The following is a 14,490-nucleotide window of genomic DNA, read 5'->3' as shown; positions in this document are numbered from 1 at the left end:
GGGGGTTGCGGGGGACCTTTGCTATCGCCGTGCGGCAGCAAAGGTCCCCCGCTCCCTTTTTTGGGGCGTGGCGCGGCTCGGCTTGGTGTTCACTGGGGGAATGGCCGTACACACGCATGACGACATCGACTGGGCTGACAGGCTTCGATCGCTTCGCATGGCCGAAGCACTCGACGCCGAGCCGATGCGGATGGCCGCTCGCCGGCTGCTGGAAGGCATGCCGGACAGGCCGACCATCCTCGACGTCGGCTGCGGTGCGGGCGGGATGAGCGTGCTCTTCGCCGAGGAGTTCACCTCCGCCGGCGCCAAGATCGTGCTGGTCGACGCGACCGAGCCCCTGCTGGCCGAAGCGCACCGGGTGGTTGCCGCGGCCGCGGGGGACAACGCCACCGTCGAGACGATCCACGCCGACGTGGCCGACGACGGGTTGTCTGCCAAGCTGCCTCCTGCTGATCTGGTCTGGGCTTCGCGCGTGGTCCATCATCTGCCCGATCAACAGTCGGCAGTCGACACTCTCGCCCGGCTCGCCCGCCCCGGCGGGCTGGTCGCCATCTCCGAGGGCGGCCTGGACTTCAACTGTCTCCCCTGGGACCTCGGCACCGGCCGACCAGGGCTGGAGGAGCGCCTGCTCGCCGCGCGAGGCGAGTGGTTCGCCGAGATGCGGGCGGGCATCCCCGGCTCCGTCTCGATGCCCTATGGCTGGAACATCGCGCTCCAGCGAGCAGGGCTGATCGACGTCGATTCCTTCGGCGTCCTCATCCACCACCCGGCGCCCGGACCGGACCTGCTGCGCGAGTTCGTCATCGAGCGGGTGACCTGGCTGACCGAGGTGGCGGGCGAACTCCTGAACAGCGACGACCACAAGACCGCGGCCGCCTTGCTGGATTCGGCGAGCCCGGACTTCCTCGGAGCACGCCAGGATCTGTTCTTGCAAGGGGCCAAGACGATCCATTGTGGACGGCGATCGTGAGCGACCGGGTCGACTGCTCGTTGTGCGGCCGGATCCGCGGCGCGGACGAAGAGCCCGCGCAGACGCTCGCCTGGGTGTCCACCCGTGAGAAGAACGCCGTGCGCTGGATGTGTCCTGCCTGCGCTCGCCGCCACACCCGCGACATCGAGGGAAAGCTGCCTGACGAGTACTGGTGAGCTGCGTCAGGCGGCGTCGATCCGGCCGATGGTGCGGACTTTCGGCCGCGGTGTACGCGCCGCTTCGGCGAACGCCCTGACGAGCTCGGCCGCGACTTCCTGCGGAACTTTCTTCAACTGGTCGATGGTGCAGCGGACCAGCACCGTGCCGGTCGCGGTCAGCGCCAGCGGGTGGAAATCCGCGGCGCCTCGTTTCGGCGCACGGAACTGCCAGGCCAGGCCGATGTCGTCCCACCAGGCGTCGGCAGAGCCGATGGGACGTCCCCGCCGGTCGCAGATCGTCGTGTTCCATGACGGCGCGGGCAGCGGGCAGCCGCTGAGAGCCTTCTTCGCCAGCCCATGCGCGTAGGTCTCTTCGGGATCGACGCGCCGCAGAGCCGCGCGGACCGCGGCTGAGCCTCGCCGGTTACCGGAGTCGAGCTCTTCCTTGAGCTCGTCGAGCGTGCACAGCCCCCAGTACAGCGGTAGCGAGATCAGCTCGTCGATCCGCGCGGGATCGAGCTCCAACCTGGCGAGATCGAGCGCCGCCCTGGCCGGAGGCGCGAACGGGACGCCGTCGATCAAGGTCGGCGGTGGCATCCGCGTGGTTCTTCGCGGCAGCATGCCGGGCTCCGCCGGGACGCGCCGATAGTCGGGGACGAGGAGATGGACCTCCCGTGTCACCGCGCAGTCGACGCCTCGTGCGCGAAGCGCGTCTGCGCCCGTCACCACCACGTCGGGCCCGAATCGTGCGACGGCGGCCTGCAACAGCTGAAGCCGGGTGGGCGCGGAGTCGCGCAACAGGATCACACCCGGCATCAGCCTTCGCCAAGGACCGCCCGGGCCACAGAGCTTCGCGGCGTAACGGGCGGTGACGCCCGCCTTGCGCAGCTCGCGGTTGGTGATGATCCCGGATTCGCTGGTGTTACTGAGCGCCATGAGTCGGGCGCTTCGTGTAGTGGCCATGAATCGAGGATGACCGTTGGGCCGACCGGGTGGAACCGCTTCGGCGAAGTTGTGGACAACTCGCCCGAACGCCCCCGGTTTCGGCTCAACCGCATCGTTCCCTGTGGATAACTTCTCAGGCCGCGAAGCCCGGCTGCCACCGTTCGACGATCGCGCGGGCGGGGATCTCCGCGTCGAGCTGGCAGAGGATGCCGGTCGATCCGGCGGTCACCCGGTGGATCATCAGGTACTCGGGCGGCAGGTTGAGGGACCGGCCGATCCGGAAATCGCGGCCGCGGGTGTCGCCGACCCGGCCCGCCTGCCGCTGCATCCAGCGGCGGGTGAAGTGGAACGTGTCGCCCGCCAGCGGTTCGGTGAACGGCGCCAGGTACGCGAGCACGTCGTCGGCCTGCAGGTCCGCGTCGGCTCGGATGAAACCGGACTCCCTGAGCAGCCGCATGAGCTTCGAGGATTCGCCGTCGAGCGCCAGCCTGGTCATCTCGCCGAGGTGTTGCGGAATCCCCTCGGGTAGCCGGGACACCCCGCCGAAGTCGATCACGCACAGCCTGCCGTCGGCGGTCAGCATGAAGTTGCCGGGATGCGGGTCCGAATGCAGGAGCCGGGCGCGTTCCGGCGACGAGTAGTGGAACTCGGTGAGCAGGCGGCCGGCGCGGTCCCGTGCCTCCTTGTCGCCACCGGCGATGATCTTCGACAGCGGAGTGCCGGTGACCCACTCCGTGACGACGACCTTCGGCGCGCTGGCGACCACGCGGGGGATCAGGAACCCGGGGACGCCTTCGAACGCCTTCACGAAATCGCGCTGGTTCTGGGCTTCCGCCTGGTAGTCGAGCTCTTCGTTCATCCGCTCGGCGAGTTCGGCCAGGAGAGGTTTCACCTCGGTTCCCGGCACGAAGGCCTGAAATAACCTGCTGAAGCGCTGGAGCTGACGAAGGTCGCTCCGCAACGCGTCGTCGGCTCCGGGGTACTGCACCTTGACGGCGACTTCGCGGCCGTCGTGCCAGATCGCGCGGTGGACCTGGCCGATGCTCGCGGACGCGGCCGGTTCGTCGTCGAAATCCGCGAATCGCTGCTTCCAGGTGCGTCCCAGCTGCTCGGCGAGGACCCGGTGGGTCTGCCTGGTGGGCATGGGCGGTGCCGCGGCCTGGAGCTTCGTCAGAGCCTCGCGATAGGGCTTCGCCATCTCGTCGGGTACCGCGGCTTCGAAAACGCTCAGCGCCTGGCCGAACTTCATCGCGCCGCCCTTGAGCGTGCCGAGCACCTCGAAGAGCTGCTCCGCTGCTTTGGCGGACAGCGTCGCGTTGACCTCTTCGGCGCTCTGCCCGGTCAGTCGCCTGCCCCAGCCGCCGACCGCCCGGCCCGCTATGCCGAGAGGAATGCTGGCCAGCTTGGCCGTTCGCGCGGCCCCGTTGCGGGGGATGGCGGATTCTCGGTCCTCGGCGTTGCGGGAGTCGGTCACCCTCGCGATTCTGCCTTGATTCACTCCGCTTTCGCAGCCTGTTGAGGGCGTGCGTGTGGGCTACATCGCTTGCCGTATCACCGTGCGCCGCATCCACATCCGCTGTGCGGCGGCCAGTCGCGGTGACGGATCGCGCCGTCGAAGAAGTCGATCTCCAGAGTGGCGTTCCACGCGGGCGGCGCCTGGTCGCTGGGTGAGAGCAGCCGGAGTGCCTGCGCCGCGGCCAGCGCGGCGCAGGCTTGCACGGCGCCCAGATCCGGCCGTTGGACGCGTCCCGCGAGCTGGCTCGCCACTCTCGGCCAGGACTCGTCGTGGCCCGCGCGGTGCAGGTCGGCACAGCGCAGACAGCTGCTGCGGCCGGGCACCACCAGCGGCCCGACGATGCCGACCCCGTCGCGGACACGCACCGGCAGATGGTTGATTCCGTCCCGGACGAGCTCCTCGACCACTTCGGGAGCAGGCACCACGGTGTCGGTGAGCAGCACGAGCTCCGGTCTGCGGTCCGAGTAGAGCCTGGTGGTCGACGTATCCGCCCCGGCGCGATGCACCGCCTGCGCCATCGCCTCCCGGCGGGGCATGCCGACTTCGGCCTCGGTGTAGCCCGAGCCTAGATCGCTTTCGAGCACCGTGCCCGAGGCCCGGATGTCGATGTGCCCGACCCCGCCGTTGGCGAGCAGGACGGCGATGGCCACGGCCAGCCTGCCGTCACCGTGGATCGCCACCGCTGTGCGTCTGCGCCGCGCGGTCATGGCCGCGTGGTGGTGGCGTGCGCGGAGCGACCAGAGTCCTGTTTCCGGTTTCGACACGGGGTGCTGCTCAGGCTGCCCCGCATCGGTCACGAGTCCGCGGGCCGCCAGGTCCGTCATCAGGTCCCGTAGCTGTTCGTCGTGTTCGCTCTGCGCGAGCACGATGTCGTCGGCGGCCTTTGTCCCGTCCAGCCCTCGGAGGGCTTCGGCCACTTCGGTGGCGACTCCGGCGACCACTACGGCGTGCGCGGGGTCGAGGCCGATCTGGATCTCGCCGTCTCCGCGTTCCAGCACATCCAGGCCGGGAAGCAGGACCGGGAAGGCGGGCAGGATGATCGATCTCAGGTCCGGTTCGCGCAGGTTCATGATCGCAGGATCGCACCGGCGCGCCGACCGGATGCCCAGAAGAACGCGAGTTATCCACAGGTTGACCCCGTTGTGGACAACTTGAGGCTGTGACCTTTCGGCCCTCGGAGTTGTCGGTGACTGGCCTTACCGTGGTCGAGTGGTCGAAGCACGGACGCGCTCATTGAGGAGCCGGGACACGACGAATCCGTCGGACACTCCCGAACACAAGGTCGAGGTACGGCGTAGCCAACGCCGTCACCGGACCGTCACCGCGTACTGGGACGAGGACACCCTCGTCGTGCTGATCCCTGCCCGGATGACCCGGGCCGAGGAGAAGCACTGGGTAGCCGAGATGCAGCGCAAGCTGCTGCGCAAAGGGCCGCGGCAGGCCGCGCCGCCGAAGGCCTCGGACGAGGCGCTCCTGGCGCGCTGCGCCGTGCTCTCGGCGAAGTATCTGGACGGAAAGGCGATACCCGCGAGCGTTCGCTGGGTGCCGCCGATGAGGACGAGGTGGGCGTCCTGCACACCGGTCGACGCGACGATCAGGGTCAGTGATCGTCTGCGCCGGGTGCCGGCCTGGGTGCTGGACTACGTCCTCGTGCACGAACTCGCGCATTTGAAAGAGCCAGGGCACAACGCGGCGTTCTGGGAGCTCGTGCGCCGCTATCCCAAGACCGAGCGCGCCATCGGCTACCTGGAGGGCCTGTCCTCCGCCGCCGGTTGGGGCATCGCGGCGGAGGACTGACGTGCCTCAGCTCTTGTCTTCGTCGTCCTTGGGCTTGTTCTTCTCGCGCTCGGTGCGTTCGATCTCGGCGATCGGGTCGATGCCTTCGAGGGTCGACTCGCCGTCGCCGAGACGTTCGGCGAAGTCGAGCGGCTCGTCGAGGTCCGCGGCGGTCGGCATCAGGTCGGGGTGGGACCAGAGGCCGTCCCGCTTCTCGATGCCGTGCTGGTCGCCGACCAGCTTCCACAGCGCGGAAGCCGCCCGCATCCGCCTCGGCCTGAGCTCGAGTCCGACCAAGGTGGCGAAGGTCTGCTCCGCCGGGCCACCCGTGGCCCGGCGGCGGCGCAGCGTCTCCCGGAGCGCGTCCGCGCCCGGCAGACGGTCGCCGATGGCCTCGGCGACCACGACGTCGACCCAGCCTTCGACCAGCGCGAGCAGGGTCTCCAGCCGGTTCAGCGCCGCCTTCTGTTCGGGCGAGGTCTGCGGCTCGAGCAGGCCAGAGGACATGGCCTCTTCGATGCTGGCCGGGTTCGACGGGTCGATTTGCCCCGCGAGCTGCTCCAGGGCCGAGGTGTCGACGGAGATACCGCTCGCGAACTCCTCCACGGTGGCGAGCAGTCGCTGCCGCAGCCAGGGAACGTGCGCGAACAGCCGCTGGTGGGCGGCCTCGCGCGCGGCGATGAAGACCAGCACCTCGCTGGTCGGCAGCTCCAGGCCCTCGGTGAACTTCTCGATGTTCGCCGGCAGCAGCGCGGAGGTGGCCGCAGGGCCGAGCGGCAGGCCCACCTCGGTGGAGGTGAGCACTTCGGAAGCCAACTGAGCCAGGGCGGTGCCGAGCTGGGAGCCGAAGGCCATCCCGCCCATCTGTCCCATCATCGACAGCAACGGGCCGGCGGCCTGCTTGGCCTCCTCGGGCAGGGCCTGGACCCAAGCTCCCGAGACCTGCTGGGCGACGGGGTCGCAGAGGCGCTGCCAAGTGGGCAGGGTCTTCTCGACCCAAGTACGCGCGGACCACGCGACGGTCGTCGTGGCCCCGGCGGGCAGGATGGTCGCGGCGTCGAGCCACAGCTCGGCGAGGTGGGCGGCGTCACGGACGGCTGTGTTCGAGTCGCCGCCGCTGGATGACGAAAAGCCGAGCTTGACGTCGCCGCTGTCGCTGCTGCTGAGGTTCTGCAACGCGATCTGTTTCGCCAGGTCGTAGTTGACCGGCCCGGTCGAGCTGCCGGCCTGGCTGAGCATCTGGCCCAGCTGGCTGAGCATCTGACCGAGCTGATTGAAGGCCTCGGCGCCGGAGGGCTGGCCGCCGGAATCCGACGGCTCGTTCTCGCCTCGTTTGTCGGGATCGGGCGGTCCGAAGCCGAACGGGGGTTTGCTCATGGCACCACCGTACGCGGGTCCTGGGACGCAGAGCTCGTCAAGTGGAGTGATGAGCGTGGCCTTCACCGAGAAGCGAACACCGTCACCGTACGCTGTCACGCGTGACAGAGCCCTCGGAGCAGACCACAGCAACGCGGCCCCGCGCGGGCTCCGCGAGTGACCAGGACCGCTCCGAGCGGCGGCTGACCCGGCGCGGCTGGACGCTGCTGGTCAGCGGTGCGCTGTTCGTCGCCTTCGCGCTGGTCGGGTTCTTCATCCCGGTGCCGTATGTGGCGATCAGCCCCGGCCCGACCTACGACACGCTCGGCAAGGACGCCGCCGGACAGTCGGTGATCCAGGTCAACGGGCACGAGATCTTCCAGACCTCCGGCGAGCTGCGGATGACGACGGTCTCCTTGCGCGATGGCGGCATCACGCTTTTCAACGCGCTCGGGCTCTGGGCGAGCGGCCGGTACGCGCTGGCGCCGCGCGAGGAGTACTTCAAGCCGGGCGAGACCAATGAGCAGGTCCGCCAGGAGAACATCCAGCAGCTACAGGATTCGCAGACCGCCGCTCAGGTCGCCGCGCTGCGCCGCAAGTTCCCGGTGAAGGTGCTCGCGAAGACGATCGTCTCCGGCAGCCCGGCGGACAAGGTGCTCGCCCCGGGTGACCGGCTTCTGGTGGTCAACGGGCAGACGGTCAAGGAAGCGACCGATGTGCGGGCCGCGCTGAACGGGACGAAGCCCGGACAGACCGTCCAGATCACGTTCAAGTCCGACGGTCAGGCCGAACGCACTGTGCCGCTCACGCTCGCGCAGCGGCCCGATGGCCCGGAAGGCTTCATGGGCCTGACCGCGGTGGATCGCGCCGATGTCCCCTTCGACGTGAAAATCTCGCTGCAGGACGTCGGCGGTCCGTCGGCGGGCTTGATGTTCGCGCTCGCGATCGTCGACAAGATGGAGCCCGACGACCTCGCCGGCGGCAGGCACATCGCCGGAACGGGTGAGATCTCGGAGAAGGGTGTCGTCGGCGCGATCGGCGGAATCTCGTTCAAGGTGGTCGGCGCCCGCGAGGCCGGCGCCACGGACTTCCTCGTGCCCGCGCACAACTGCGCCGAGGCGAAGACCGCCGCGCCCGACGGCCTGAACCTGATCAAGGTGTCCACACTGGACGAGGCGATCACGCAGCTCGAGAACCTCAAGGCGGGCAGGCCCACCGCCTCCTGCTGACCGCCGCGGGAGCAAGGGACCTTTGCTATCGCTCCGCAGGTCTGACTGAAGAGAGAGCAAGGGACCTTTGCTGTCGCCGGGTACGTCCTGGGGCACGCGATAGCAAAGGTCCCTTGCTCTCTCTTTGCAGGTCAGGGGAGCAGGGTCGCCTTCAGGGCTTCCAGCAGGTTCGGGGCCAGCTCCGGGTTCTCGATGATCTCGTCGACGGGGACGTCACCCGGTTCTTCGGGCTTTCCGGCACCGCGAAGTCGCATGACGCACGCTCCGGCACCATCCCGCAGCACAGCGGCCACGAGCCGCGCTTCGGTCCGGCGCGGGTGGTCGGCGGCTGCTTGACGCAGGCGTTCGGCATCGGTCTCGGGCACGACCGGAAGCTCGGCTTCGGCATCCGGCGGCAGCACGATGATCTCCTGCGCGAGCGCACAGCCCAGCACCAGATCGGGCCACGCGATCTGCGCGAGGGCCTCACCCAGATCCCCATCCGGCAACGACTCCTGGGCGACCGGGGTCAGCGGGGCCGAGGCGTCGAGTTGTCCGGCCAATTCGGGCTGCTCGTCCAGCAGCGCCGCGGTCGGGACCAGCGCGAACAACTGCGGCGGCTGATCCCATCCTCCGGAGGCGACGAACTCCTCGACTTCGCGGGCCAGGCCGGCCACGCCCTGCTGCTCACTCGGTGCCATTGGCACATCGTTCCAGGCGGTCGGGACCGCGGCCTTCCGAGTCCGGTTTGGGCGGGTTCCGGGAACTTCCGACGGCATCCGTAGAGTTAGAGCATCAGGGGCCGCACGCGGTACGCGCGCCCCCGCGAAAAGTTCACCAAACCAGGAGCGTGTGCAGTGGCCACTCGGCCCCCCGTGAGCCTGCCGAAGCTGTCCCGGCGCAGCCGGATACTGCTCATCATCGCCGCCGTAGTCATTCTGGCCCTGCTGCTGGGCGCGAGACTGCTGGACACCTACGTCGACTGGTTGTGGTTCGGCGAGGTCGGCGCCCGCACGGTGTTCAGCACGGTGCTGATCACCCGCGTGATCTTGTTCTTCGCCGTAGGGCTCTTGGTAGGGGGCTCGCTCGCGGTCAGTCTGATGATCGCGTACCGGTCCAGGCCCGTCTTCGTGCCGGTTTCCGGCAACGACGACCCGCTCGCGCGCTATCGGTCCGCGATCGTCGGCCGGATCCGCCTGTTCGGCATCGGCATCCCGGTGCTCACCGGGCTCATCGCCGGCGCTTCCGCGCAGAGCGACTGGCAGGTGGTGCAGCTGTTCCTGAACGGCACGTCGTTCGGGCAGACCGATCCCGAATTCGGCAACGACGTCGGCTTCTACGCCTTCGACCTGCCGTTCTACAACTGGCTCCTTGGCTGGCTGTTCATTTCGGTCGTCATCGCGTTCTTCGGCGCGCTGATCTCCCACTACGTCTTCGGCGGCATCCGGCTCGCGGGCAAGGGTGGCCAGCTCGCCGGCCCGACCCGGGCGCAGCTCGCCATCACCATCGGCATCTTCGTTCTGCTGAAGGCGGTCGAGTACTTCTTCGACCGCTACAACCTGCTGCTCTCCGACCGGGGAGCGCCGCTGTTCGTCGGTGCGACCTACACCGACCTGAACGCGGTTCTGCCCGCGAAGCTGATCCTGCTGTGCATCTCGGTGATCTGTGCTGTCGCGTTCTTCGCCGGTGCGTTCCTGCGCAACCTGCAGCTGCCCGCGATCGCGTTGGTGCTGCTGATCCTGTCGAACGTGCTAGTCGGCGTCGCGTGGCCCGCGGTGCTCGACCAGTTCTCCGTGAAGCCCAACGCCAACGAGAAGGAATCGGCGTCGATCCAGCGCAACATGGACGCGACACGTCAGGCGTTCGGTCTGACCAATGTCGAGTACAAGGACTACACCGGCAAGTCCGAGGCGACCTCCGCGGAGATCAAGGCGGACAAGGGGACCGTCCCGAACATCCGGCTCCTCGACCCGAACATCCTCAGCGACACCTTCACCCAGCGCGTCGGCCGTGAGAACTTCTACGGCTTCCCGTCCAAGCTGGACATCGACCGCTACACCCTCAACGGTGTCACGCAGGACTACATCGTCGCGGCCAAGGAGATCAAGACCGAGGGCCTCACCGGCAACCAGACGAACTGGATCAACAAGCACCTCGTCTACACACACGGAAACGGCTTCGTCGCCGCGCCGGCCAACACGATCGACCGCGCGCTGAAGGACGCCAACTCCGACGGCGGCTACCCGATCGCCACCACCAGCGACACCCAGAACCCGTCGGGAGCCGGGTCGTCCGACCCGAACAAGCCGGGTATCAAGGTGGATGAGCCCCGTATCTACTACGGCGAGCTCGCGACCGACGCCGCGTACGCGATCGTCGGCGGCACGGCAGGACAGGCGCCCGGCGAGTACGACACCGCTGTCGACCGCGGATACATCTACAAGGGCTCCGGCGGCGTGCCGATCGACAACTGGTTCAACCGGCTCGTCTTCGCCGCTGAATACGGCGAGCGGAACATCCTCTTCTCCGACGCCATCGGCGACGGATCCAAGATCATGTTCAACCGCGAGCCGCGGGACCGCGTCGCGAAGGCCGCCCCGTGGTTGACCCTCGACGGCGACCCGTACCCGGCGGTCGTCAACGGCAAGATCATCTGGATCGTCGACGGCTACACGACGATGAACAACTTCCCGTACGCCCAGCAGACCCAGCTCGGCCAGGCGACCAACGACTCGCTCAGCGGCACCACCCGCCAGGCGAACTCCTCGCTCAACTACATCCGCAACTCGGTCAAGGCCACCGTCGACGCGTTCGACGGCACCGTGACCCTGTACGGGGTCGAGGACAACGAGCCGGTGCTCAACGCCTGGAAGAAGGTCTTCCCGGGTCTGGTCAAGCCGAGCAGCGAGATCTCCCCGGACCTGCGGTCGCACTTCCGCTACCCGGAGGATCTCTTCAAGGTGCAGCGGGAACTCCTGTCGAAGTACCACGTGAACAACCCCGCCGAGTTCTACGCCCAGCAGGCCTTCTGGAGCGTCCCGCAGGACCCGACGCAGGAAGGCGGCGTGAACGCGTCCGCCTCCGGCATCGCCAACCAGCCCGGCTACTACGTCCTGGCCACCGCGCCGGGTGACACCAAGTCGCGGTTCCAGCTCACCAGCTCACTGACCGGTCTCCAACGGCAGTACCTGGCGGCATGGATGTCGGTGTCGTCCGATCCCGAAGACTATGGACGAATGCGGGTCCTGAGACTGCCCACGGGAGCGAGTGGCGCGACCCAGGTGGACGGACCCGTCCAGGTCCAGAACAGATTCCAAAGTGACCCACGGGTCGCGCAGGACCGGACGCTCTTCAACAACCCGAACGTCACGGTCACCTACGGAAACCTGATCACCCTGCCCGTCGCCAACGGCTTCCTCTACGTGGAACCGGTCTACATCCGGCAACGGAACCAGCTGAGTTATCCGCAGCTGGCCCGAGTCCTGGTCTCCTACGGCACCAAGATCGGCTTCGCGCCGACGCTGAACGAAGCACTCGACCAGGTCTTCGGCGCGGGCACCGGATCCGGGGTCACGCCGCCCCAGAGCGGTGGCACACCAGGACCCACGACGCCGCCACCCGGCCCGACGACGCCGCCACCCGCCAGCGGCAACCCTGCGCTCGAGAAGGCCGCAGGCGACATGCACGACGCCTGGACCAAGTACAAGGCTGCTCAGCAGTCGGGCAACTACGCGGACCAGGGCGCCGCTCTCTCCGCGCTCGACGCTGCATACCGGGCATACGAGGCAGCCAAGGCCAACCCGCCGGCGACCAGTGCACCGCCCACCAGCAAGCCCGGAGGGTGACGTCGCTTACCTAAAGGCCCCCTGCTTTGCGCCTGCTCGAAACGCAGGCGTAAAGTAGGGGACACAACGCGGGGTGGAGCAGCTCGGTAGCTCGCTGGGCTCATAACCCAGAGGTCGCAGGTTCAAATCCTGTCCCCGCTACAGAGGTAGGAGGCCCGTGTCTGCGGATTGCGCAGACCGGGCCTCCTTCGTTTTGTCCCCGGGGGTCGAACCCCCGGACCCCCGCCAGGATGGGCTCCGCCCCCTGGACCCCCTGAAGTGGTCGGTAGCGCGGGTGCCTGGGCTACGGGAGTAGCAAGGGACCTTTGGTATCGCGCCGAGGTGGCGGCGGTAGCGGGGGACCTTTGGTATCGCCGGGGGAGCGGGGGACCTTTGCTATCGCGTCGGGGTGGGGGCGACCCAGCAGGCGTAGCCGTCGGGGCGGTAGAGGACGGCGTCCGTGGAGGGCCAGGGCAGGGTCGTGACGAGCTGGGTCGTCAGGCGTGGCGAGCGAGCCTGGGCCCGGGCGGCGTCGACGTGGGACAGGCCGGTCGTCAGGAGCACGAACTCGCCGTTGTGAAAGAGCGTGCTGGGACGAAGAAGCCCGGCTTCAGTCGGGATGTCCTGATCGGCCAGTCGCGAGCCGAGCGCCGGATGCGACGTCCCGTAGGTCGTGTAGCGGATCCCGAGACCGGAGACCATGCCCGACAGATGCCGGTTCACCTCGGGCAGCTCGACCAGGTCGGCGAAAAAGTCGCGAAGCGCGCGAGCCTCGTGAGACCGCGGAGTCAGGCCCAGCTGAGCCGCGACGTTGTGCAGTACTTGAGCGCCGACAGGATGCCGTTCGGCCTCGTAGGTGTCCAGCAGGTCGTCACCGGCCCAGCCGTGCACGGTCGCGGCGAGCTTCCAGCCCAGATTCATGGCGTCCTGCACGCCCAGGTTCAACCCCTGGCCACCCGCCGGGAAATGGATGTGCGCCGCATCGCCCGCCAGCAGGACCCGTCCGACGCGGTAGTGCTCCGCCTGCCGGGCGGCGTCCGAGAACTGTGACGCCCAGCGGATTTCCGACACCGTCGCTGTCTCACCGTACGAGTCGAGCAGGGCCCGCCGGACTTCATCATGCGAGACGGCGGACCGGATGTCCTGGGGCCGCGAGCCCCTGTCGCCGTAGACGAAGCGGTAGAGACCCGGTTCTCCCAACGGAATCAGGCCTTTGAACGTGGTCGCGCCGGTCGGCTCGCCGACGTTCCGCATCGTTCGCCACTGTTTCTGCGCACCGTCAGGGATTTTGTCGAACAGGACGTCCGCGACCACGCCGTAGCCTTCACCGTCCACACCGGGAAAGTCCACGTTCAGTCCTTTGCGTACAACACTTCGAGAACCGTCGCAGCCGACGAGGAACTTCGCGCGCAGCCGGGTTTCGCCACCGTCTGTTCGGTACCGGACAGAGACAGAGTCTTTGTCCTGAACGAAATCGATTACTTCGGCTCCGCGCACCACCTTCGTTCCTTGTGCGGCAAGCCGTTCTTCCAGGTACTCCTCGACCTGTGCCTGCGGAATCCCCAGCTGGAAGGGAAAACGGGTGTCCCAGCAGTGATAGTCGACCGGGATCATCGCGAAGTGTCCGTCCTGCACCGTCGTGAACGAACGCTCTTCGGCACCGTCCAGAAGTCCGCGCAGCTCCAGCATTTCCGCTGTTCGCGGTTGCAGGTTCAGCGCTTTCGACAGTCCGGTGCGCTCGGGAAGCCGTTCCAGCACCACGACGTCGACACCGGCGAGCGCGAGTTCGTGGGCCAGCATCAGCCCGGTCGGCCCCGCCCCGGCCACGACCACGTCCGTCCCCAGGTTGTTCATACCACTCCTTAACAACGTTAAATTGACCCGCGCCCAGCGTGCCCTTAACATCGTTAAATTGTCAAGGTGTCACCGCTGGAAAGAAGGTGGAAAGTGGGTCTGACCAGGCAGGACATCGTCCGTGCCGGGCTGCGGCTGCTCAACGACGTCGGGCTCAACGGGCTGACGCTCCGCCTGATCGCGCAGGAGCTCGGCGTCAAAGCGCCGGCGTTGTACTGGCATGTGAAGAACAAACAAGAGCTGCTCGACGAGATGGCGACACGGATGTACGCCGACGCGATGCCGGGCCGGGTGCCGGAAGGCCTGGGAGAGCGGGAAACCCTCGAGGTGGCGTCACGGAGTATGCGCCGGATGATGCTCGCTTACCGTGACGGGGCAAAGGTCTTCTCCGGGACCTTCATGACGGACGACAGCCTGCTCGGTGACAATCCGCTTCAAGGGCGTGTCGACGCGGGGCTCGAACCGTACCTGGCTGGACGAGCGTTGTTCACCGTTTACAGCTACGTCGTCGGCTTCACGATCGAAGAACAGGCCGTTTATCCGGTTCCGGGCGAACGAGACCCGCGCTACGACGTCACGCCCACCGCGTGGGTCTTCGACGAGGACGTCGAGGGCAGATTCGGTGACGGGCTGACCATGGTGCTCGACGGCGTCTTCGCCTGGCTTGATGACAAAGTTGCGCCATAAAGGCAGGTCAAAGGCCTTTTGAGAAGTTAAGGGCACCCCCCTGAAACCTGGTTTCGCCCCCGTGTAATCTATTAACACAACGACGCGGGGTGGAGCAGCTCGGTAGCTCGCTGGGCTCATAACCCAGAGGTCGCAGGTTCAAATCCTGTCCCCGCTACAGAGAAGAAGAAGCGCGGATCTGCGGAAATCGCAGATC

Annotated in this window: 12 protein-coding genes and 2 tRNA genes; 8 read left to right on the top strand and 6 right to left on the bottom strand. The window is 67.6% G+C overall.

From position 1 onward, the window contains the following. Nucleotides 1–100: 100 nt before the first annotated feature. Nucleotides 101–970, top strand: a complete 870-nt coding sequence (locus ACFWMR_RS27060) for a class I SAM-dependent methyltransferase (RefSeq protein ID WP_378380383.1) — start codon at nt 101–103, stop codon at nt 968–970. Continuing rightward, a complete protein-coding gene (locus tag ACFWMR_RS27055; protein WP_378380382.1) occupies nt 967–1,146 on the top strand; it encodes a hypothetical protein in 180 nt (59 codons plus the stop codon). The genes ACFWMR_RS27060 and ACFWMR_RS27055 overlap by 4 nt, the downstream gene beginning before the upstream one ends. 6 nt (nt 1,147–1,152) lie before the next feature. Here the strand turns inward: ACFWMR_RS27055 and ACFWMR_RS27050 are convergent, their stop codons facing one another. From ACFWMR_RS27050 to ACFWMR_RS27040, 3 genes are all read right to left on the bottom strand, one after another. Continuing rightward, entirely contained in the window at nt 1,153–2,064 is a 912-nt protein-coding gene (locus tag ACFWMR_RS27050; protein ID WP_378380381.1) for a hypothetical protein, read from the bottom strand. A gap of 142 nt (nt 2,065–2,206) precedes the next feature. Continuing rightward, nucleotides 2,207–3,547, bottom strand: coding sequence for an ABC1 kinase family protein (locus tag ACFWMR_RS27045; protein ID WP_378380380.1), 1,341 nt, complete (start codon nt 3,545–3,547; stop codon nt 2,207–2,209). A 77-nt stretch (nt 3,548–3,624) separates the two neighbouring features. Further along, a complete protein-coding gene (locus ACFWMR_RS27040) occupies nt 3,625–4,659 on the bottom strand; it encodes a TOMM precursor leader peptide-binding protein (protein WP_093936192.1) in 1,035 nt (344 codons plus the stop codon). Nucleotides 4,660–4,822: 163 nt separating this feature from the next. Here ACFWMR_RS27040 and ACFWMR_RS27035 point away from each other — a divergent pair, with 163 nt between their 5' ends. After that, nucleotides 4,823–5,386, top strand: coding sequence for a M48 metallopeptidase family protein (locus tag ACFWMR_RS27035; protein WP_005167498.1), 564 nt, complete (start codon nt 4,823–4,825; stop codon nt 5,384–5,386). 6 nt (nt 5,387–5,392) lie between these two features. Here ACFWMR_RS27035 and ACFWMR_RS27030 read toward each other — a convergent pair whose 3' ends face one another. Beyond that, on the bottom strand, nt 5,393–6,742 hold the full coding sequence (locus ACFWMR_RS27030) for a zinc-dependent metalloprotease (protein WP_167406250.1): 1,350 nt from the start codon (nt 6,740–6,742) through the stop codon (nt 5,393–5,395). A gap of 203 nt (nt 6,743–6,945) precedes the next feature. On the opposite strand from ACFWMR_RS27030, the gene ACFWMR_RS27025 reads away from it, so the two are divergent. Beyond that, the gene (locus ACFWMR_RS27025; RefSeq protein WP_378380393.1) at nt 6,946–7,950 is read left to right on the top strand and encodes a YlbL family protein; all 1,005 of its coding nucleotides are present in this window, start codon (nt 6,946–6,948) and stop codon (nt 7,948–7,950) included. 131 nt (nt 7,951–8,081) lie between these two features. Here ACFWMR_RS27025 and ACFWMR_RS27020 read toward each other — a convergent pair whose 3' ends face one another. Beyond that, nucleotides 8,082–8,630 (bottom strand): PPA1309 family protein, encoded by a 549-nt coding sequence (locus ACFWMR_RS27020; protein WP_093936190.1) that lies wholly within the window; start codon nt 8,628–8,630, stop codon nt 8,082–8,084. 156 nt (nt 8,631–8,786) lie between these two features. On the opposite strand from ACFWMR_RS27020, the gene ACFWMR_RS27015 reads away from it, so the two are divergent. Then, nucleotides 8,787–11,774: a UPF0182 family protein gene (locus ACFWMR_RS27015; RefSeq protein ID WP_378380379.1), complete on the top strand. Its 2,988-nt coding sequence runs from the start codon at nt 8,787–8,789 to the stop codon at nt 11,772–11,774. Nucleotides 11,775–11,841: 67 nt separating this feature from the next. Further along, a tRNA-Met gene (locus ACFWMR_RS27010) sits at nt 11,842–11,915 on the top strand. 234 nt (nt 11,916–12,149) lie between these two features. On the opposite strand, the gene ACFWMR_RS27005 is transcribed toward ACFWMR_RS27010, so the two are convergent. After that, the gene (locus ACFWMR_RS27005; protein ID WP_378380378.1) at nt 12,150–13,607 is read right to left on the bottom strand and encodes an FAD-dependent monooxygenase; all 1,458 of its coding nucleotides are present in this window, start codon (nt 13,605–13,607) and stop codon (nt 12,150–12,152) included. Nucleotides 13,608–13,700: 93 nt separating this feature from the next. Here ACFWMR_RS27005 and ACFWMR_RS27000 point away from each other — a divergent pair, with 93 nt between their 5' ends. Together ACFWMR_RS27000 and ACFWMR_RS26995 are read left to right on the top strand one after the other, a co-directional pair. Next, entirely contained in the window at nt 13,701–14,294 is a 594-nt protein-coding gene (locus ACFWMR_RS27000; protein WP_093936187.1) for a TetR/AcrR family transcriptional regulator C-terminal domain-containing protein, read from the top strand. An 83-nt stretch (nt 14,295–14,377) separates the two neighbouring features. After that, nucleotides 14,378–14,451 (top strand) — tRNA-Met (locus ACFWMR_RS26995). The last annotated feature ends 39 nt before the right edge of the window (nt 14,452–14,490 follow it).

The sequence above is a fragment of the Amycolatopsis thailandensis genome (assembly GCF_042723255.1).
GTDB classification, from domain to species: domain Bacteria; phylum Actinomycetota; class Actinomycetes; order Mycobacteriales; family Pseudonocardiaceae; genus Amycolatopsis; species Amycolatopsis thailandensis.
Note: the sequence above shows the minus strand (reverse complement) of the source record. Positions and strands in the feature narration are given on the sequence as shown.